Origin of the sequence: Collinsella sp. AM15-2 (assembly GCF_003471985.1) — a bacterium.
GTDB lineage: Bacteria > Actinomycetota > Coriobacteriia > Coriobacteriales > Coriobacteriaceae > Collinsella.
The window spans coordinates 1-18,880 of record NZ_QRKO01000013.1 but is presented as its reverse complement, the minus strand read 5'-3'; the positions used below and the strand labels follow the sequence as shown (position 1 = coordinate 18,880).

Annotated in this window: 13 protein-coding genes, 3 tRNA genes and 1 pseudogene; 10 read left to right on the top strand and 7 right to left on the bottom strand. The window is 61.4% G+C overall.

Annotation, left to right across the window (positions count from 1 at the left end; all coding sequences use genetic code 11):
- The first annotated feature begins 2 nt into the window (after positions 1-2).
- Genes sufB through sufU form a run of 4 tightly spaced genes read left to right on the top strand, consistent with a single transcriptional unit; the run spans position 3 to position 4,435 of the window.
- Positions 3-1,415 carry a Fe-S cluster assembly protein SufB gene (gene sufB, locus DW171_RS06745; protein WP_022094821.1) on the top strand — a complete coding sequence of 471 codons (1,413 nt, stop codon included), beginning with the start codon at positions 3-5 and terminating at the stop codon, positions 1,413-1,415.
- Positions 1,415-2,686, top strand: a complete 1,272-nt coding sequence (locus tag DW171_RS06740) for a SufD family Fe-S cluster assembly protein (protein WP_117716830.1) — start codon at positions 1,415-1,417, stop codon at positions 2,684-2,686. Before sufB ends, DW171_RS06740 begins: the two co-directional genes overlap by 1 nt.
- Positions 2,683-4,008 (top strand): aminotransferase class V-fold PLP-dependent enzyme, encoded by a 1,326-nt coding sequence (locus DW171_RS06735; protein WP_199412243.1) that lies wholly within the window; start codon positions 2,683-2,685, stop codon positions 4,006-4,008. Before DW171_RS06740 ends, DW171_RS06735 begins: the two co-directional genes overlap by 4 nt.
- Entirely contained in the window at positions 4,001-4,435 is a 435-nt protein-coding gene (gene sufU, locus DW171_RS06730; RefSeq protein ID WP_117766943.1) for a Fe-S cluster assembly sulfur transfer protein SufU, read from the top strand. The genes DW171_RS06735 and sufU overlap by 8 nt, the downstream gene beginning before the upstream one ends.
- Before the next feature lie 658 nt (positions 4,436-5,093).
- Here sufU and DW171_RS06725 read toward each other — a convergent pair.
- Complete coding sequence (locus tag DW171_RS06725) at positions 5,094-5,906, bottom strand: transposase (protein WP_118270781.1); 813 nt, start codon at positions 5,904-5,906, stop codon at positions 5,094-5,096.
- Between the two features lie 403 nt (positions 5,907-6,309).
- Here DW171_RS06725 and DW171_RS06720 point away from each other — a divergent pair, with 403 nt between their 5' ends.
- From DW171_RS06720 to dinD, 4 genes are all read left to right on the top strand, one after another.
- Positions 6,310-7,044, top strand: a complete 735-nt coding sequence (locus DW171_RS06720; protein ID WP_006235554.1) for an iron-sulfur cluster assembly scaffold protein — start codon at positions 6,310-6,312, stop codon at positions 7,042-7,044.
- A gap of 18 nt (positions 7,045-7,062) precedes the next feature.
- Positions 7,063-8,067 (top strand): GGGtGRT protein, encoded by a 1,005-nt coding sequence (locus DW171_RS06715; RefSeq protein WP_055252290.1) that lies wholly within the window; start codon positions 7,063-7,065, stop codon positions 8,065-8,067.
- A 256-nt stretch (positions 8,068-8,323) separates the two neighbouring features.
- The gene (locus DW171_RS06710) at positions 8,324-9,850 is read left to right on the top strand and encodes an FAD-dependent oxidoreductase (protein ID WP_118270780.1); all 1,527 of its coding nucleotides are present in this window, start codon (positions 8,324-8,326) and stop codon (positions 9,848-9,850) included.
- A gap of 161 nt (positions 9,851-10,011) precedes the next feature.
- Entirely contained in the window at positions 10,012-10,872 is an 861-nt protein-coding gene (dinD, locus tag DW171_RS06705; protein ID WP_118226724.1) for a DNA damage-inducible protein D, read from the top strand.
- Positions 10,873-11,136: 264 nt separating this feature from the next.
- Here the strand turns inward: dinD and DW171_RS06700 are convergent.
- The 3 genes from DW171_RS06700 to DW171_RS06690 form a co-directional block, all read right to left on the bottom strand.
- Positions 11,137-11,209: transfer RNA gene (locus DW171_RS06700), tRNA-Lys, on the bottom strand.
- Positions 11,210-11,252: 43 nt separating this feature from the next.
- Positions 11,253-11,328 (bottom strand) — tRNA-Lys (locus DW171_RS06695).
- Positions 11,329-11,350: 22 nt separating this feature from the next.
- A tRNA-His gene (locus tag DW171_RS06690) sits at positions 11,351-11,427 on the bottom strand.
- Between the two features lie 166 nt (positions 11,428-11,593).
- Between DW171_RS06690 and DW171_RS06685 the strand changes: the two genes are divergently transcribed.
- Both DW171_RS06685 and DW171_RS06680 read left to right on the top strand, forming a co-directional pair.
- A complete protein-coding gene (locus DW171_RS06685; protein ID WP_118270779.1) occupies positions 11,594-12,775 on the top strand; it encodes a pyridoxal phosphate-dependent aminotransferase in 1,182 nt (393 codons plus the stop codon).
- Between the two features lie 137 nt (positions 12,776-12,912).
- Positions 12,913-13,803 (top strand): annotated as a pseudogene (locus DW171_RS06680) (ROK family protein).
- Positions 13,804-13,917: 114 nt separating this feature from the next.
- On the opposite strand, the gene DW171_RS06675 reads toward DW171_RS06680, so the two are convergent.
- The 3 genes from DW171_RS06675 to rho all read right to left on the bottom strand — a co-directional run bounded on the left by DW171_RS06675 (position 13,918) and on the right by rho (position 18,530).
- On the bottom strand, positions 13,918-14,367 hold the full coding sequence (locus DW171_RS06675; RefSeq protein ID WP_117798239.1) for a VanZ family protein: 450 nt from the start codon (positions 14,365-14,367) through the stop codon (positions 13,918-13,920).
- 7 nt (positions 14,368-14,374) lie between these two features.
- Positions 14,375-15,775, bottom strand: coding sequence for a hypothetical protein (locus DW171_RS06670; protein ID WP_118270778.1), 1,401 nt, complete (start codon positions 15,773-15,775; stop codon positions 14,375-14,377).
- Between the two features lie 313 nt (positions 15,776-16,088).
- A complete protein-coding gene (gene rho, locus DW171_RS06665; protein WP_118270777.1) occupies positions 16,089-18,530 on the bottom strand; it encodes a transcription termination factor Rho in 2,442 nt (813 codons plus the stop codon).
- Positions 18,531-18,880: the final 350 nt, after the last annotated feature.

The window sequence follows — 18,880 nt, the reverse complement described above, 5'->3', positions numbered from 1 at the left end:
CAATGACCAAGAACCGCACCGAGGTCGCGGACATCGACCGCAGCCTCTACGACTTCACCTATGGCGAGGAGGGATTCGAGCGCCTCGACGCCGGCATCACGCCCGACATCGTGCGCGAGATCAGCGCCAAAAAGGACGAGCCGCAGTGGATGCTCGACCTGCGCTTAAAGTCCCTCGAGATCTTCAACCGTTTTCCCGACCCGACGTGGGGCCCCTCCATCGAGGGCCTGGACATGGACAACATCGTCACCTACGTCAAGCCCAACACCGACCAAAAGCACGACTGGGAGTCGGTGCCCGACGACATCAAGAACACCTTTGAGCGCTTGGGCATCCCCGAGGCCGAGCGCAGCTATCTGGCGGGCGTCGGCGCACAGTACGACTCCGAGCTGGTCTACCACAACATGCAGGACACGGCGTCCAAGATGGGTATCGTCTACTCCGGCATCGAGGAGGCCCTGCACGATCCGCAGTGGGAGCCGCTCATCCACGAGAAGTTCATGACGCTCATCCCGCCCACCGACCACAAGTTTGCGGCCCTGCACGGCGCCGTATGGTCGGGCGGCTCGTTTGTCTACGTGCCCAAGGGCACCAAGCTCGACTTCCCGCTGCAGAGCTACTTCCGCCTCAACGCCAAGGGTGCCGGCCAGTTTGAGCACACGCTCATCATCGTCGAGGACGATGCCGACCTGCACTTCATTGAGGGTTGCTCCGCGCCCAAGTACAACGTGGCCAACCTCCACGCTGGCGCCGTGGAGCTCTTTGTGGGCAAGCGTGCGCACCTGCGCTACTCGACCATCGAGAACTGGTCCAAGAATATGTACAACCTCAACACCAAGCGTGCGCGCGTGGACGAGGACGGCGACATCGAATGGATCAGCGGCTCCTTCGGCAGCCACGTAGGTTACCTCTATCCCATGAGCGTGCTCAACGGCCGCCGCGCCCGCTCGAGCTTTACCGGCATCACCTTCGCCGGCGCCGGGCAGAACCTCGACACCGGCTGCAAGGTCGTGCTCAACGCGCCCGAGACCTCGGCGACCGTCGAGACCAAGGGCATCTCCAAGAGCGGCGGCATCCAGACCTTCCGCAGCTCCATCGTGGCGACACCCAAGGCCGAGGGCTCCAAGGCAACCGTGAGCTGTCAGTCGCTCATGCTCGATGACCAGAGCCGCTCCGACACCATCCCCGCTATGGACATCCGCGCCAAGAACGTCGATATCGGCCACGAGGCCACCATCGGACGCATCGGCGACGACAAGGTGTTCTACCTGATGAGCCGCGGCATCTCGGAGGAAGAGGCCCGCACCATGATCGTCAACGGCTTTGCCAACCCGGTCTCCAAGGAGCTGCCGCTGGAGTACGCCGTCGAGATGAACAACCTGATCAAGCTCGAGATGGAAGGAGCGATCGGATAATGAAACAGACCACGAACACCGCTGCTACCACCCTTGAGCAGGTCAATGCGATGCCGGCTGCCACTTGGGGTTGGCTCAAGATGAACCAGACTAAGCTTGAGCTTTCGGACGAGCTTGCCGTCGCTCCTGCCGAGGCCGTCGAGGTCGAGGGCTTGGACGAGCAGTTCCGCGGTGCTGCCGACGCCTTCGACACCGCCATGGAAGCCATGGCCGAGCGCTTCCCCGAGCGCCGTACCGCTGCCCCCGGTGATGCCGCCGACCGCGCCCGTATCACGCCCGAGACCGAGCTCGACGTGCCCGCCACCTCTGTCTACCAGGTCGGCGCCATCAAGCTCGAAGAGGAGCTCTCCCCCGCCGAGGCCTTCGAAACCGGCATGGGCGAGGCTGCATACGCCTACATGGCCGAGCACGCTACCAAGCGCATCGTCATCGATATGCCTGCGTACCAGCACGCCACGGTTACCGTGCGCGTAAGCGGCGACGACGCGGCGGCTGCGATTGCCGCCATCGACGTCGTCGCCCGCCCGCAGGCAACGCTTGACCTGCATATCGCCTTAGACTCGCCCGCCGAGGGCGAGGGCGTCGTGGGCTCTGTGCTACGCGTGTGCGCCCACGAGTACGCCACCGTCAACGTGACCTGCACGCAGACGCTCGACGACAGCTGGATTGCGCTCGACGACACCGGGCTGTTCCTAGACGAGGGCGCGCGCGTCAACGTGCAGCATACCGTGCTGGGCGCCGGCGCCAGCGCCACCGGCCTTGCCAGCGACCTGCTGGGCGACACTGCCAAGGTTACGATCGATACCGATTACCTGGGCGCCCGCGAGCAGGTGCGCGACTTTAACTACGAGCTGCGCCACCGCGGTCGCAAGACCGAGTGCGAAATCGACGCCAACGGCGTGCTGACCGGCACGTCCAAGAAGGTCTACCGCGGCACCATCGACCTCGTGCACGGCTGCAAGGGTGCCGTCGGCACCGAACGCGAAACCGTGCTGCTGGCCAACAAGGGCGTCGACAACAAGACCGTTCCCGTCATCCTCTGCGACGAGGACGACGTCGCCGGCAACCACGGCGCCACCATCGGCCACGTCCGCGACGAGCAGCTGTTCTATCTCGCCTGCCGCGGCCTTGACCAAAACGCCGCCGAGGACCTGTTCATCCGCGCCAAGCTGGAGGACGCCGCGCTTTCCGCCACCGACGAGCGCACCCGCGCCGCCGTCGTCCGCCTGGGAAACAACCTGATCGACAACTTTGAAGAGGAGCTCGCATGATCGACACCGAGCACGTTAAATGCGACACCTGCACTGCCCCCGAGCCCATGGAGCTCGACGCCAGCGACGAGGCTTCGCGCGGCTGGCCCACCGTGGACATCGAGACCAACCCCTACAAGGGCCAGTTCCCGCTGTTCCAGCAGCACCCCGAGATCGCCTTCCTCGATAGCGCCGCCACCGCGCAGCGCCCTGCCTGTGTGCTCGACGCCGAGCGCGACTTCTACCAGCGCATGAACGCCAACCCCCTGCGCGGACTGTACTCGCTGTCCGTCGAGGCCACCGACGCCATCGCGAAGGTCCGCCAGCAGATCGCCGACCTCATCGGCGCCCCACAGGCCAACGAGGTCGTCTTCACCCGCAACACGAGCGAGTCGCTCAACCTGGTCGCCAAGAGCTTTGCGCCCACAGTGCTCGAACCGGGCGACGAGGTCGTCATCACCATCATGGAGCACCACTCGAACCTGATTCCGTGGCAGCAGGTCTGCCGCGAGACCGGCGCCAAGCTCGTCTACCTCTACCCCACCAAGACCGGCCAGCTCACCACCGAGGAGGTTCTTGCAAAGGTGGGTCCCAAGACCAAAATCCTGGCCGTGGGACAGGTCTCCAACGTGCTGGGCGTCGAGAACCCGGTCAAGAACCTCGGCAAGCTCGTGCACAAGTACGGCGGCTACCTGGTCGTCGACGGTGCGCAGTCGCTGCCGCACATGCCGGTCGATGTGGCCGACCTGGGCGCCGACTTCTTTGCCTTTAGCGCGCACAAGGCCATGGGCCCCATGGGCATCGGCGTGCTGTGGGGCAAGATGGACCTGCTCAACGCCATGCCGCCCATGCTCACCGGCGGCGAGATGATCGATTCGGTCACCGAGCAGGACGCCGTCTGGGCTCCTGTCCCCGAGAAGTTCGAGGCGGGTACGCAGGACGCCGCCGGCATCTTCGCCACGGGTGCGGCACTCGACTACCTGGTCAACACGGTGGGTTACGAGAACATCCAGACCCGCGAGCAGGCACTCGTCCACTATCTGATGGGCGAACTCATGCAGCTCGACTTTGTCCAGATCATCGGCTCCATCTATTGGGACAACCACCACGGCGTTGTGAGCTTTAACGTCAAGGGCATCCACCCGCACGACGTCGCGAGCATCATGGACATGGACGGCGTCTGCATCCGCGCCGGCCACCACTGCGCGCAGCCACTGCTCACCTGGCTGGGCGTCGAGAACCTTGCCTGCTGCCGCGCCAGCGTGGCCTTCTACAACGACAAGGCCGACATCGACAAGTTCATCGCCGGTCTGCATCACGTTTGGAGCACGTTCAATGGGTAACCTTTACACCTCCACCACATTTATGGAGCACAACTCGCACCCCGACTATAAGTACGAGATGGATGCTCCCACGCACGAGCACGACGGCATCAACCCCAGCTGCGGAGACGAGCTCACCTTGCAGTTGCGCGTCGAGAACGGCGTGATCGAGGAGGCCTCCTTTACCGGCCACGGCTGCGCCATCAGCCAGGCCAGTGCCGACATCATGGCCGACCTCATCACCGGCGAGACCGTCGAGGAGGCACGTCGCTTGGCGGGACTCTTCCTCGCCATGATCCGCGGCGAGAAGCTCTCCGAGGAGGACTTGGAAGACCTGGACGAAGCCGCCCAGCTTCAGGACATCTCGCACATGCCCGCCCGCGTCAAATGCGCCGAGCTCGCCTGGCGCACCCTCGACGGCATGCTCGAGGGGCAAGCAAACCAGTAGCGTATGCCCCGAATCCAAGGTTTTTGATTGCCGAGCCGCCCGATACGGGCGGCTCTGTTTTTTCTAATGAGCGCGAACGCACAAAGTCCGCGCGTCCGGCACCCCGTCTGTCATTTACCACACAGCCAGACGCGAACACGGGCGTTTTCCACAGCACCAAAGGCCTGCGGCAGGGCCACGAGCACGCCTAGCATCGTCCCATGCCCCATCCAGCTGGGCTCCGATTCGCTTCGCGCCTGCTGCAGACGGGTCCCATAGGGAGCGGCGTGCATTTTTGCGAGTATTCAGCACGCCAAGCTGTGTGTATACGCATCGAAAGCGTTAATCAACGTCTCCAGGCACATATATAGTGCGTTTTAGAACAAGCATCGTGGTCTCAGGGGCGCAAACATGAGCTTCGGGAGTGCATCGGCAGACATAAATAGTTTCGGGGCCCGTATGTTGCAAAATTGCGACGGTAGTGGCAGTACCGCGATGCTGAAAACTCCGTTTTTTGCACGGCGCAGATGGGGGTAGGCACGGGCAAACCCGGACTGAGCCCTTATTTTATGCAAGATGGCGATTGTTCTATGCATATTAAGAAGTGCAGTTACCGCACCAAGCTTTTGAACGCTTGTTGCGGCGTATGGACGACCCCATCTGCGGTGCACAGGCGATCCTACATCACGTTTCCGCCAGTCCGCATCGCCGTCCGCGCGCGGGCACGCACAATACGAGAGACGGTACTTTTGCCAATCCCGGTATAGCGCTCAATCTGGCGCACCGTGAAACCGGCATCGTGTAATCCAACAATAACGGTATCGCGCCGCGCCGGCGGTGCGGCTTTAACCCCGCGGAGCGGAACCCCGAGGCTCTTCGCCAACTTGTCGGCAAAGGCGTGGCGTTCCCACTCCGTCTCTTTCATATCGCCCAGCGTTGGCTCGCCGCCCTCGGGCGTCGAAAGCGAATAGGCAGCAAAGGCCTCGGCAGAACCAAAAAGCTCAAGCATGCAAGAAGGATCGGAAAATCCCCTCGTGGCATCTGCCGCATCACTGTCGTAAGCGCGCAGATGCTCCGCAAAGCTGCTCCAGGGATAACGCTCGATTAGGCCAACGCCCGCCTCCTGTGGATCGGCGTGTACGGAGCGAATAGCCTCCATCACCTGCCAGTCGGTATCGAGCGAGCGCCGGTCAAAACGGTTCTGGAACAGATGCCCCGTGCGCCCCGTGCGTTTATTGAACCGCCGCGCGTACGTCAAAAGCAGCCGGTGCATCGCCGCGCTCATCGCGTCCTCGTAATCTGCAAGCACCAAATGCACGTGATTGCCCATAAGGCACCAGGCTACAACCGTCACGCCCGCCTCGCGGCAGCAATCACGCATCAGCTCCAAAAACTCCCACCGGTCTTCATCGCCCTCAAAGATGAGCTGCTTGCCCACACCGCGGGCACAGACATGGTAAAAGCCGGTAACCGTTCTCCAAACGCGCTGCATGGCGCTCCCTTCGCCGGGATCTGATTGCCATCCAATACAGCACGATTGAAGCGTGCCATCAAAACATTCACGCAAAACAATACACTCGCGCGGCCAAAGGCAGTAAACGGGCGGCGAACGGCACCGTTGCAACAGGTCAGACCCCGCAACGCATACAAGAGCTGACCAAAAGCTTGCCCAAGACGAACCCCTTCTACGGAAATTCGCGACCACAGAACATATAGTTAAACCGTTTCAATTAAAACTTCCGGACTTCTCGCTACGAAAACTGAGCCGTTCGCCGAATATTCCGTGCATTTCGCGGTATTATAGGGGCTGCATGTCATGTCCCTTTCGAAGGGTCGCCCGGCAATCGCCAGCCACGACCCCCAGACGGGACGCCAACACGATAGAGAGGAGAGGCATGCAGTACTCACAGGAAGTGGAGAACATGTGCCCCGTTGCCAAGGGTGCATACCACGGCCCCGCACCCATCCCCGAGGAGGGCAAGTGGGTCCAGGCTAAGGAGATTTCCGACATCTCCGGTCTTACGCACGGTGTGGGTTGGTGCGCACCTCAGCAGGGCGCCTGCAAGCTCACGCTGAACGTCAAGGACGGCATCATCGAGGAGGCCCTCGTTGAGACCATCGGTTGCTCGGGCATGACCCACTCTGCCGCCATGGCTTCCGAGATCCTTCCCGGTAAGACCATCCTCGAGGCCCTCAACACCGACCTCGTCTGCGACGCCATCAACGTTGCTATGCGCGAGATCTTCCTGCAGATCGTTTACGGCCGCAGCCAGACCGCGTTCTCCGAGGGCGGCCTGCCCGTGGGCGCCTCCCTCGACGACCTCGGCAAGGGCCTTCGCTCTCAGGTCGGCACCATGTTCGGCACCAAGGCCAAGGGCGCTCGTTACCTCGAGCTCGCTCAGGGCTACGTCACCCGCATGGCTCTCAACGACAAGAACGAGATCATCGCGTTCGAGTTCCTGAACCTCGGCAAGTTCACCGACGCCGTCAAGGCCGGCAAGACCCCCGAGGAGGCCATCGCTGGCGCTATGGGCCACTATGGTCAGTGGGAGAACGCTGCCAAGTACATCGACCCGCGCACCGACGAGGAGACTCACTCCGTCGCCAGCGTGTTCCCGGTTCACGAGTAGAAAGGGAGGGAAATAACTATGACTGTTACGTTCGAAGGTTACGAGCGCCGCGCTGACAAGATCAACAAGTGCCTCGCCGACAACGGCATCGCCTCCCTCGAGGAAGCTCTGCAGATCTGCACCGACAAGGGCTTCAACCCGCGTGAGATCGTCAACAACACCCAGTCCATCGCCTTCCAGAACGCCGAGTGGGCCTACACCCTCGGTTGCGCTCTCGCTGTCAAGCGTGGCGCCAAGACCGCTTCTGAGGCTGCCGCCATCATCGGCGAGGGCATCCAGGCCTTCACCGTTCCCGGCTCCGTCGCCGAGGACCGCAAGGTCGGTCTGGGCCACGGCAACCTGGGCGCTATGCTGCTCTCCGACGACACCGAGTGTTTCGCCTTCCTGGCTGGCCACGAGTCCTTCGCTGCCGCTGAGGGCGCTATCGGCCTGGCTCTGAACGCCAACAAGGCTCGCAAGAAGCCGCTGCGCGTTATCCTCAACGGTCTGGGCAAGGACGCCGCTCAGATCATCGCCCGCATCAACGGCTTCACCTACGTGAAGACCCAGTTCGACTACTACACGGGCGAGCTCAAGGTCGTCGAGACCATCCCCTACTCCGATGGTCCCCGCGCTGCCGTTAACTGCTACGGTTCCGACGACGTCCGCGAGGGCGTTGCCATCATGTGGCACGAGAACGTTGACATCTCGATCACCGGTAACTCCACCAACCCCACGCGCTTCCAGCACCCCGTCGCTGGCACCTACAAGAAGGAGCGCCTCGAGGCTGGCAAGAAGTACTTCTCCGTCGCTTCTGGTGGCGGCACTGGCCGTACCCTGCACCCGGACAACATGGGCGCCGGCCCTGCCTCTTACGGCATGACCGACACCATGGGCCGCATGCACTCCGACGCCCAGTTCGCCGGTTCTTCCTCCGTGCCTGCGCACGTCGACATGATGGGTCTCATCGGCATGGGCAATAACCCCATGGTCGGTGCCACCGTCGCCTGCGCTGTCGCCGTCGAGGAGGCCCTCAAGGCCTAGTCGCGCCCGCGCGATGCTCACATAGTTGAGCTTTGGAGCCGCTACCTTTCGGGGTAGCGGCTCTTTTTGTTTACGCTGTCGCAGGGCAGCTAATGCCGATATATCAGTTGGGGCGAAATACGAGATGTGATGAGACGGAGCGTCAGAACGTCCATGACGCCCACCTGCCATATTTGCCCTTTACCGATTTGCCGAGTCTTTGCGGCCCCATTGCCGATCACCCATGCGACAATGCGCCGGACGAGAAAGGAATCCGATGGAATCGACTGATGTACTGGTAATTGGATCTGGCATTGCGGGCCTTTGCGCCGCCATCGAAGCGGCACGCACGGGCGCAACCGTCGCTGTGGCAAGCGCCGGCAAGACTATGAGTGGATCGAGCTTCTTCCCCGGAACCTGGGGCCTGGAGCTTATCGGACCCGTTAACGAAGACGACGAACAAGACCTCATCGATACCATCCAGACCGTTGGTGGCGGCGTCGCCGACCCCGAGCTTGTCCAGACGTTTGTCCACGGCATTCCCCAGGCAATTGAATGGCTCGAGCAAGACCTGGGCGTTGAGCTCCAGCGTCCGCAAAGCGCCGAGAGCGCCCAGCAAAAGCAGTTTATCCCCTGCTTTGACCACAAGACGCGCATGTGGCGCGGCCTCACCCGCAAACCCCTTGAGGACGCTCTGACAGCCCGGATCGAGTCGCTCGGCATTCGCCTGCTCCCCCGCCATGAGCTTATCGACCTTGTTGAGGACACGAACGGCAGAATAACCGGAACCGTGCTCTACGACCTCACCGAAAATCAAATCGTGCCCTTTGCTGCCAAGGCCACGATCATCGCAGCCGGTGGCACAAGCGGCCTGTTCGAGCGCAGCCTTACGTCGGCTGATGTGCTCAGCTCCTCGCAGGCCATCGCGCTGGCGCACGGCGCAACACTTACTAATATAGAGTTCATGCAGATGATGCCCGGCTTCATCGAGCCCAAGCGAAACCTTGTATTTAACGAGAAGACCTGGCGCTACGTCAAGTTCGACCAGTCGGTCGATATTGCCGACGGCAAGCTAAACGATCTGCTCGAGCAACGCTCCGGATATGGTCCCTTCACTTCGCGTCTGGATTCTCGCGCTATCGACCTAGCCATCGACCAAGCGGGAGCCGAAGACCTGGCGCTCCACTACGACTTCCCCCGCGAGGACGTCCCCGAGTTTGTGCAGACCTTTGCCACCTGGCTACAAGACGAGCACGGCATCGCGCCGACCGACGAGATGCGCGTGGCGATGTATGCCCACGCCGCCAACGGCGGTATCAAAATCGACAAGACCGCGTACACGGGCGTTGAGGGCCTCTACGCCTGCGGTGAGGCAACAGGCGGCATGCACGGCGCCGACCGCATCGGCGGCTTGTCGAGTGCCAATGGCATCGTATTCGGGCGCATCGCGGGCGCATCGGCAGCTCGAGCAGCGCTGGACGCTCCCGAGGCGGCCGCTCCGATGGATATCGCCCTCCCTCAGTATGGCATTGCCACAACAGATGCCGAACGCCTGACACACAGCCTTAAGCACACGATGAGCACCTATTGCATGATCAACAGGACCGAAGCAGGTCTATCCAAGGCCCTGCAACAGCTTGAAAGCCTGAAAGACGAGGCAACTGCGCTGAGCAAGCCGCATGCCAATGACAGCGAGATCGCAGCCCTCGCCCGCCTGCAATCGCAGAATCAGCTGGCAACGGAGATGGTCAAAGCCATGCGCAAGCGGACCGAAAGCCTGGGTTCGCACTATCGATCGAATTAAACTGGACACCTATCTAGAGCAGAGCACAACTAATCGATATCCATGGGCCCCGTGACCTCGAAGTGGCACGGGGCCCATTCGTGTCCGCACGGCAGCGTATCCTTATTCTGAGTACAGAGCGGGCAAAGCGCGCATAGACAATAGATCAGCGAGGAGGAGATATGGACAGTAGAGATATCGAGAAGTGGCGTGTCGAACTTGATAGCTACGCCAATGTGGAAGACGGCGTTGAGTATTGGCTCGCACGCGATTTAATGGAACCCATGGGGTACACTCGATGGGAGAACTTTGCCGAAGTTGTTAAGAGGGCAAAAGTCTCGTGCGAAACAAACAAAACTCCAGTTGATTCCCATTTTCGTGACACCACGAAAATGGTAACTGCCGGTGTCGCCGCTCGCGCGGTTAAAGACTACAAACTTACGCGCTATGCATGCTATTTAATCGCCCAGAACGGAGATTCAAACAAGCAAGAAATCGCGCTCGCACAGGCGTACTTCGCCGTGCAGACGCGCCGCCAAGAGCTCATAGAGCAGCGCTTCGCAGAGATTCAGCGCTTGCAGGCGCGCCACTCGCTATCTGATTCAGAGAAACAGCTCTCGGGTATTGCGTTCAAACGCGGCGTGGACTCCAAAGGATTCGCAATCATCAAGTCGAAGGGCGATGAAGCGTTATTCGGCGGCAGAAGCACGGCGGAAATGAAGCAACAGCTCGGCGTATCCAAGAGCTCGGCATTGGCGGACGGGCTAGCCGATGTTCTCATCAAAGCAAAGGACCTTACGAACTCGATGACGGCCTTCAACGCCGAGGAACACGACCTGTACGGTCTGGACCAGATCAAGCAAGAGCACGTCGAGAACAACACAAGCGTGCGTGGCAGCCTCATCGACCGCGGAATTGTACCTGAGAACCTACCGCCTGCCGAAGATACAAAAAAGCTCGAGCGTCGCGTGAAGGCAGACGAGAAGAAACTCAAGGAAGGTACTGACGGTTTTACCGATCCCCAGGGTAGACTCGATCTGTGAAAGCGGCCGTGCCCTTTCGGGTTCGACCCCATGAAAGGTCAACAAAAAAGACGGTCAACTATCGCTGACCGTCTTAACATGCTTTGGTGGGCCGTCAGGGGGTCAGCCTGCTTTGCAGGCGGCCGCTTCGGCGCTTTGCGCCTTGCGCGCTGCGCTGGTAAATGCTTACGCATTTCCTCAGCTTCGCGCCCCGACGGGTTCGACCCCATGCGAGGTCAACAAAAAAGCGACCAGCCTAAGCCAGTCGCTTTAACATACTTTGGGTGGGCCGTCAGGGGGTCGAACCCTGGACCTTGGGATTAAGAGTCCCCTGCTCTACCAACTGAGCTAACGACCCAAAACTAAAGTCTGTCGTAGCGGACTTTAGAGGAGATATCGTGTGGTGGGCCGTCAGGGGGTCGAACCCTGGACCTTGGGATTAAGAGTCCCCTGCTCTACCAACTGAGCTAACGACCCGATATCAACACGAAGCAAGAACTGGGGTGGGTAAAGGGACTCGAACCCTCGACCTACGGGACCACAACCCGTCGCTCTAGCCAACTGAGCTACACCCACCGTGTCCTGTGCGCTTCGCGCTCGACTATTATTGCAAGGAACGCCACGCGATGCAAGCCCCAATTTTCAAGAATTTTGAAAAGAGTTTTTCGAGACCATTTCGAGCATTTCCCACCGGTTTCATAGGAGTAAACTTGCCCCACTGCAAATGCTCGAAAGGACCGGCATGAAAGAACTCTCCAACCGCACGGCAACGTTTACCGATTCCGTCATCCGTCGCATGACGCGCATCTCCAACAAGTATGGCGCCGTCAACCTGTCACAGGGCTTCCCCGACTTTGATCCCCCGGCGCAGCTGCTCGATAGCCTCAGCACCATCGCCACCGATCCCAAGCCGCTCTACCACCAGTACTCCATCACCTGGGGCTCTCAGGCCATGCGCGAGGCGCTTGCCGCCAAGCAGGAGCACTTTATGGGCATGCCGATCAACCCCAACGAGAATATTGTAGTCACCTGCGGCTCCACCGAGGCCATGATGGCCGCCATGATGACGGTCACGAACCCCGGCGACAAGGTCGTCATTTTCTCGCCGTTCTACGAGAACTACGGCGCTGACACCATTCTCTCGGGCGCCGAGCCCATCTATGTGCCGCTCAACCCGCCCACCTTTGACTTCGACCGTGAGGTCCTCGAGGCGGCCTTCCGCGACAACGATCCCAAGGCGATCGTCCTATGCAACCCGTCCAACCCCTGTGGCAAGGTCTTTACGCGCGAGGAGCTCACTTTTATTGCCGACCTGTGCAAGAAGTACGACGCCTACTGCATCACCGACGAGGTGTACGAGCACATCGTCTACGCTCCCCACGAACACGTCTATATGGCCACGCTGCCCGGCATGTTCGAGCGAACCATCAGCTGCAGCTCGCTGTCTAAGACGTACTCCATCACCGGCTGGCGCCTGGGCTACACCATTGCCCCAGCCCAGATCACCGAGCGTATCAAAAAGGTCCACGACTTCCTCACCGTCGGCGCCGCCGCGCCCCTGCAGGAAGCCGTCGTCACTGCCCTCAATTTCGACGACAGTTATTACCAGGAGGTCCTCGACCTCTACACCGCCAAGCGCGACGTGTTCTGTCAGGGACTCGACAGCATCGGCCTCACGCACAACGTGCCGCAGGGCGCGTACTACGTGATGATGGACATCTCTGAGTTTGGCTATGACAGCGACCTCGACTTCTGCGAGGATCTGGCCTCCAAGGTGGGCGTGGGCTCCGTTCCGGGCTCCAGCTTCTTCCGCGAGCCCGTCAACCACCTCATCCGCTTCCACTTTGCCAAGCGAGACGAGACGCTTAACGCGGCGCTGGAGAACCTCAAGTCTCTGCGTGATAAAATCGAGCCGCGCGGGTAAGGACGGTCAGTAACTAAAGGCACTAAAGAAACCTCGTGAACCCGTTGGGCCACGAGGTTTCTTTTTATAGCGACCTCATTTATTTTTTAGAGCGCTATACTTTAGTCACGGAGCGACTCGTCCCAGAGAGGAATACTATGGCAGAGCAGCAGCTTATCGGAGCGCTCGAGGCCGGCGGCACCAAGATGGTCTGCGCCACGGGCTATGCAGACGGCACGGTCCTGGAACGCGAGCAGATTGCGACCACGACCCCGTAGGAGACCGTCGAGGCCGTCAACGCATGGTTTGCCGACAAGGGCATCGCCGCGCTGGGCATCGGCGCCTTTGGCCCCACCGCAGTCAACCCTGCCTCGTCCCAATATGGCAAGATCTTGGAGACCCCCAAGACGGCATGGCGCTACTTTGACCTGCTGGGCACCATTCAAAACGAGCTCGACATTCCCTGCGGCTACGATACCGACGTCAACGTCGCCTGCTTGGGCGAGGTCACCTTTGGTTGCGCCCAAGGCCTCACGGACGTGGTGTATCTGACCATCGGCACCGGCGTGGGCGCCGGCGTGCTTTCGGGCGGCCAGCTCGTGCACGGCATGATGCACCCCGAGGCCGGTCACATCCTGGTCACGCGCGACCCGCGCGACACCATTGGCGAGCACAGCGGCTGCCCCTTCCACGACAACTGCCTCGAGGGCCTCATCGCTGGCCCCGGCGTTAAAAAGCGCTGGGGTGGCAAGAGCGCCGGAGAGATGGCCGATGACCCGGAGGCCATGGACCTGCTCGCCGGCTATCTGGCGCAGGCGCTCATGACCTACATCCTGTGCTACGCACCGCAGAAGATCGTCATCGGTGGCGGCGTGGCCGACCACACCCCCATCGTGCCGCTCGCACGCAAGAAGTGCGCCGAGATGCTCAACGGCTACATCGTCACGCCCGAGATGGCCGACATCGATAGCTACATCGTCAACAACAGCCTCGAGGGCAAGCAGGGCATTATGGGCTGCCTGGCCCTGGGCGCACAGGCGCTTCAGTAGCAGACGCACCCACAGGACGTGGCGCGCCCGGCAAATCCGACCTACGGAACGACGCCACCACGCCTCATATAAGCTCTCAAATAAAAAAGGCCGCCTAGGACCAAACAATACGTCCTAGGCGGCTTTTTTGGCGCGCATCAGCGGCCGTAAGAGATATCGGAGCACAACGCCCGTTGCCGCTCCACAGCAGTCGATCATCACATCGGTGATCATGCCGGCGCGTCCCGGTACAAAGAGCTGAATCGTCTCGTCGATCGAGGGAATCAGCAGCAGGAACACCGCCGTGGGCAGCAGCACGTCAAAGGTGCGCCGCCCCTCATAATCAAAGGCATGCGTTGCCAGGATGCCGAGCACCATATACTCGGTAAAATGCGCGCACTTGCGAACAACAAAGTTGGTCACCCATGCATATGGAAGTCCCACGCCGTGCAGGAAATCGCGGATAGCTTCCATGACCGTTAGGCTCAGCGAGCCCGACCCCGAGCCGGGAACCAGCGAATTGCCCCAGATCAAGAGCGCCATCAGGCAGGTCACGACCGCCCATTTTCGATTGATCTTAACCATGCAGAAGTTATGCCTCCGCGCGGAGCGGCGCGAAGCTGGCGGTACCGCCCTCGATAACGCTCAGATAGGCACGGCCCGTACGCTTGGCGGTTGAGGACTGCAGGCGCTCGATCTCTTCCTCGAGGATCTGATTGACGCGCTCGTGACGACGATTTTCCATAATGCCGGCGGCAATAGCCTCGGCTCGCTCGATGCTCTCGCGCGAGATGCGGGCAGTATCCTCAGGGAACACAGCGCTGTGACGGCCGACATAGGCGGGGGCAGCAGGCTGAGGGGCAGCGACGGGAGCGGGAGCTGCAACAGGAGCAGGCTCGTCAATCTCATCCAGAATCGCGGTGGCGGCGGCCCACATGTCCTCGTGGCCCGAGTAATCGGCCATGGGGACATCAACCTCAAGCGAGGCATCCGGAAGGTCGCCGGTGTCGATGCGGTCTTGGGCATCAATCGTTGCGGTGATGGCTGCAGGCTCATCGAGGTCATCGAGATCGATGTCCGCGACACCGGAGATGATAGGCATGCTGGCGAGGTTTGCGTTGTACGGCGCAGCCTCGGCCGCCTGCTGCCGGGCAGGAGCGCCCCAAAGCGAGCTTTCGGCGGCGCGGCGGGCGGCAACGGCCTCCTCGTCCGCGGCCATGGCTTCATCAACGTACGAATTGTCGGCAGAAGCGTTCGCGTCCGCCGAGGTAGCGCTGCAGGCGTTATTGGCTGCCGCGTTGGCAACGAGTGCCACGAAAGCCGCCGTGCTGCCCGCAGGGGCGGCCTGGGAGCCCGACACGGCGCGTGCCGCAGCGGCGATGTCATCGCGATTGAAGGAGCCGGTCTGCCCGCCGTTGGTGAGCTCGTCGATGGCGACTTGATAGACGTCGCGCGAGCGCGCAGGGTCGCAGCTAACCGGCGAATCGTCGTCGAGCATGCTGTCGATCATGGACCAAGCCTCGGCCTCGTCCATAGCATCTGCGGCTCGAGCGATGGTAGGGACACCATCGTCGGCATGACGGCGTTGGAACGCACCAGTCAGGCCGGAAAGGAATGCCGAGGTAGACTGCTCCGACTGAGCCTGAAAAGCAGAAGCCGCAGCGTATGGAGTCGCATCCTGCTGCTGAGCTGGAATCGAGGCGGTCTTGAACTCGCTTTGATGCTGATTGAGATTGGCGGCACCGCCCATGGCATCGGGCTGGAACAGACGCTCTTCACGCTGCGCACGATACTCGGAGATACCCAGCGAGGCGGCATAGATACCCACGCCCGCCACCGCGCCCACGGCGAAGGGAACCGCACCCGCCACGACCGTCTCGTTCACCGACGAAAACGGCAGCGTCGCGGCATACATAACCACGGGAGCGGCAAGGCCGATCCCGCACGAAAGTCCGGCAAGGACTGCTCGTTGTGTTGCATCAGAAGAAGCCATGAGCTCTCCCCATCTTCCAGCACCCAAATCGCATCATTCAGTTGGCTGCGCGAGAGAAGATGAAGCGGGGCTATGCCCCAAAGCAACGGTATATGGTTCGTTTCATCTGCGTTTTCCGTCGCGAAGCTTAAAAGCTATTATGCGAAACCGCCCTGCCGATTGCAAGCGACGATGTCGGATTGAAACGGGAAACCTGCTGCTCGTCGGTCTTACGGTCAAAAATAAGCGCGGAGCGGCGCTATAGAAAAGGGCCGAGGCTCAAAGCCCCGACCCTTTATCGCATTGATGACTATCGCTGCGTGTGGATGACAACCTAGAACGTCTGCTCGTAGTCGCTGTGTTTTTTGGCCGAACGCACCAGGAACTCCTGGTTGGTGTTGGTGCCCTTAAGACCCTTGATAAACGATGCGGCCGCGCGCTCGGTGTTGTTCATGCCGGCAAGAATGCGACGCAGACCAAAGACAAACGGACGCATCTGCTCGTCGACCAACAGATCCTCGTTACGCGTACCGGAGGCAACGGGGTCGATAGCCGGGAAGATGCGGCGGTCGGCCAGGTCGCGGTCGAGCTTAAGCTCCATGTTGCCGGTGCCCTTGAACTCCTCAAAGATGACCTCGTCCATCTTGGAACCGGTGTCGATGAGGGCAGAGGCCAGGATGGTGAGCGAGCCACCGTTCTCGATATTGCGGGCTGCGCCTAGGAAGCGCTTGGGCGGATACAGGGCCGCCGAATCGACGCCGCCCGAAAGGATGCGGCCTGAGGCGGGCGCCGCCAAGTTGTAGGCACGGGCAAGACGCGTGATGGAGTCGAGCACCACCACAACATCGCCACCCAGCTCCACGATGCGCTTGGCGCGCTCGATGACGAGCTCTGCCACGCGGGTGTGGTTGTCGGCAGGCATATCGAAGGTCGACGCCACAACCTCACCCTTGATGGAACGCTGCATATCGGTGACCTCTTCGGGGCGCTCGTCGACGAGCAGGCAGATGAGGTGCACCTCGGGGTTGTTAATCGAGATAGACTGGCAGATCTTCTTGAGGATCGTGGTCTTGCCGGCCTTGGGCGGGGACACGATCAGGCCGCGCTGGCCCTTGCCAATCGGCGACACGATGTCGATGGCGCGACCGGTGATGGAATCCTTGCCGTGCTCCATGCGCAGCGGCTCGTTGGGATAGACCGGGGTGAGGTCGCCGAACTTGGGACGGTTGCGAATCTGCTCGGGGTCCAGACCGTTGACGGTCGTGATTTTGGCGAGGCCGGCGCGCTTGTCGCCGCCGCGCGAAGGACGCAGCGAGCCCTCGATGACGTCGCCCGTGCGCAGGCGCGCGGAGCGGATGAGGTAGGCGGGCACGAAGGCGTCGTCGTTGGACTTCATGTAGCCATGGGCGTGGATGATGCCGGAGCTGTCCGGGCGAATCTGCAGAATGCCCTTGATGTCGCGGAAGCCCTCGGCCTTCGCAGCGGTGACGTAGATTTCCTCGACGAGCTCGGCCTTCTTCTTGCCGGTCGTCTCGATCTCGAACTCCTTAGCCTTCTCGCGCAGCTCAGCGACCTTCATGGCCGCGAGTTCCTCGCGCGAAAGCGTGGGCTCGGTGGGAGCGGCATTACGCTCCTTGTTGCGCTGTTTGCGATCGCGCTGGCGGTTGCGACGGTCGTTGTTGCGGTCGTCCTTACGCTCGTTGCGCTCGTCGTTGCGCTTGTGCTGGCGACGGTTGGGACGAGTGCCGTCTTCGCCCTCAGCGGGGGCGGCACCATCGGTTGCGGCGGTGTCAACATTGGCCGCGGCGGCGTCATTGGCCTCGGCGCCAGAATCAACCTGCGCTTCGACATCAGCATGCTGCTCGGCGGCCTTGGCCTTAACGGACTTCTTGCGACCGCGCTTGGGCTTCTCGGATGCAGGCTGTTCGACGTCCTGGGGCTCGGCGGCATCAGTCGATACATCGGCGGTCGTCTCGGTGGAATCCTCGGACGCGCCCTTCTTGGCAGCCTTAGCCTTGGACGTGCGCTTAGCAGCAGTGCGACGCCTGCGACCGGGACGGACGTCGGCGGGCTCGGCATCGGCAGAAACGGCCTCGGAAGTCGTAGCATCCTGGACGGGTTCATCGGCAGCAGTTGAGGACTTGGCGGTCGCCGCAGCATCCCGAGCGGCGGCGGCTGCGGCTGCGGCCTTCTCGGCCTCGACAAAGGCCTTAGGCTTGCGACCGCGACGGTGCGGGCGCAAAGCCGGATCGACAACGGGAACTTCGCTGGCCTCGACAGGCGCAGCGGGCTCAACAGACGATGCACCCTCCCCTGCCGCGGAACGGACCGAAGTCTCAGTGGGCTCGGGGACTACCTGTTCCGCAACCTGCTCGGCCTTAGCAGCCGTGCGACGGCGTGTGCGCGGTGCCAGCTTCTCGGTCGGCTGGTCGGCGGCAGGAACCTCGGTGGCGGCAGGGGTCTCGAGTACAGACGGAGCTGCAAGCTCGGTCAGAGCCGCGGCCTCGCGCTCGGCAGCACGACGGCGGGCGCGCACCACCTGAGCCTCGCTAATCTGCGCCAACGCACGTGCCTGCGCGACCTCATCGGAAATCGGCGCCGAGGAGTCAGCTGCAACGGTGAGCTTGGCGCGCGTCGTGCGCGTGGTACGGCGCTTTGGCTTGGTGACCTCCTCGCCGTCAGCGGCAGGCTTGGCCGTGCGGCGCGTGCGCTTGGGCTTTGCCGGAGCAGCCTCCTCACCAGTTGCAGGCACGGCCTTCTCAGCCGCTACAGGCATAGGCGTCGAAGCAGCCTTAGGCGTCTCAGGAGCCGAGGCTTGAGCGGGCGCCGCGACCTGGTCCGACGCAACCGGTGCAGCGGGAGCGGCCTGCGTCGTCGTTATTTCGTTTTCTTGCTGTTGATCAGACACAGTGTTTGCTCAACTTTCTTTTCAAGCCCTGTGATCACATGCTCCCTGCATAAACCTTCAGGGCGGCTAAACAGTCTAGTTCCGTTCAAAACGACGGACATCATTGATCTGTATCGAGATGATTGCGTCAACTACGCAGCGTTAGTGTAACACAACCGCCGCCACCTGCAACTTAGTCATTGGGTGTTCCTATAGTTTTGTCAACCTTCGACGCTACT

Excerpts from the sequence above, each read along its gene's own strand:
- DW171_RS06670 (WP_118270778.1), bottom strand. The coding sequence starts at position 15,775 with ATGGCTTCTTCTGATGCAACACAACGAGCAGTCCTTGCCGGACTTTCG.
- DW171_RS06735 (WP_199412243.1), top strand. The coding sequence starts at position 2,683 with ATGATCGACACCGAGCACGTTAAATGCGACACCTGCACTGCCCCCGAG.
- dinD (WP_118226724.1), top strand. The coding sequence starts at position 10,012 with ATGGACAGTAGAGATATCGAGAAGTGGCGTGTCGAACTTGATAGCTAC.
- sufU (WP_117766943.1), top strand. The coding sequence starts at position 4,001 with ATGGGTAACCTTTACACCTCCACCACATTTATGGAGCACAACTCGCAC.
- DW171_RS06715 (WP_055252290.1), top strand. The coding sequence starts at position 7,063 with ATGACTGTTACGTTCGAAGGTTACGAGCGCCGCGCTGACAAGATCAAC.
- DW171_RS06725 (WP_118270781.1), bottom strand. The coding sequence starts at position 5,906 with ATGCAGCGCGTTTGGAGAACGGTTACCGGCTTTTACCATGTCTGTGCC.
- DW171_RS06685 (WP_118270779.1), top strand. The coding sequence starts at position 11,594 with ATGAAAGAACTCTCCAACCGCACGGCAACGTTTACCGATTCCGTCATC.
- DW171_RS06675 (WP_117798239.1), bottom strand. The coding sequence starts at position 14,367 with ATGGTTAAGATCAATCGAAAATGGGCGGTCGTGACCTGCCTGATGGCG.
- rho (WP_118270777.1), bottom strand. The coding sequence starts at position 18,530 with ATGCCTGTAGCGGCTGAGAAGGCCGTGCCTGCAACTGGTGAGGAGGCT.
- sufB (WP_022094821.1), top strand. The coding sequence starts at position 3 with ATGACCAAGAACCGCACCGAGGTCGCGGACATCGACCGCAGCCTCTAC.
- DW171_RS06710 (WP_118270780.1), top strand. The coding sequence starts at position 8,324 with ATGGAATCGACTGATGTACTGGTAATTGGATCTGGCATTGCGGGCCTT.
- DW171_RS06720 (WP_006235554.1), top strand. The coding sequence starts at position 6,310 with ATGCAGTACTCACAGGAAGTGGAGAACATGTGCCCCGTTGCCAAGGGT.
- DW171_RS06740 (WP_117716830.1), top strand. The coding sequence starts at position 1,415 with ATGAAACAGACCACGAACACCGCTGCTACCACCCTTGAGCAGGTCAAT.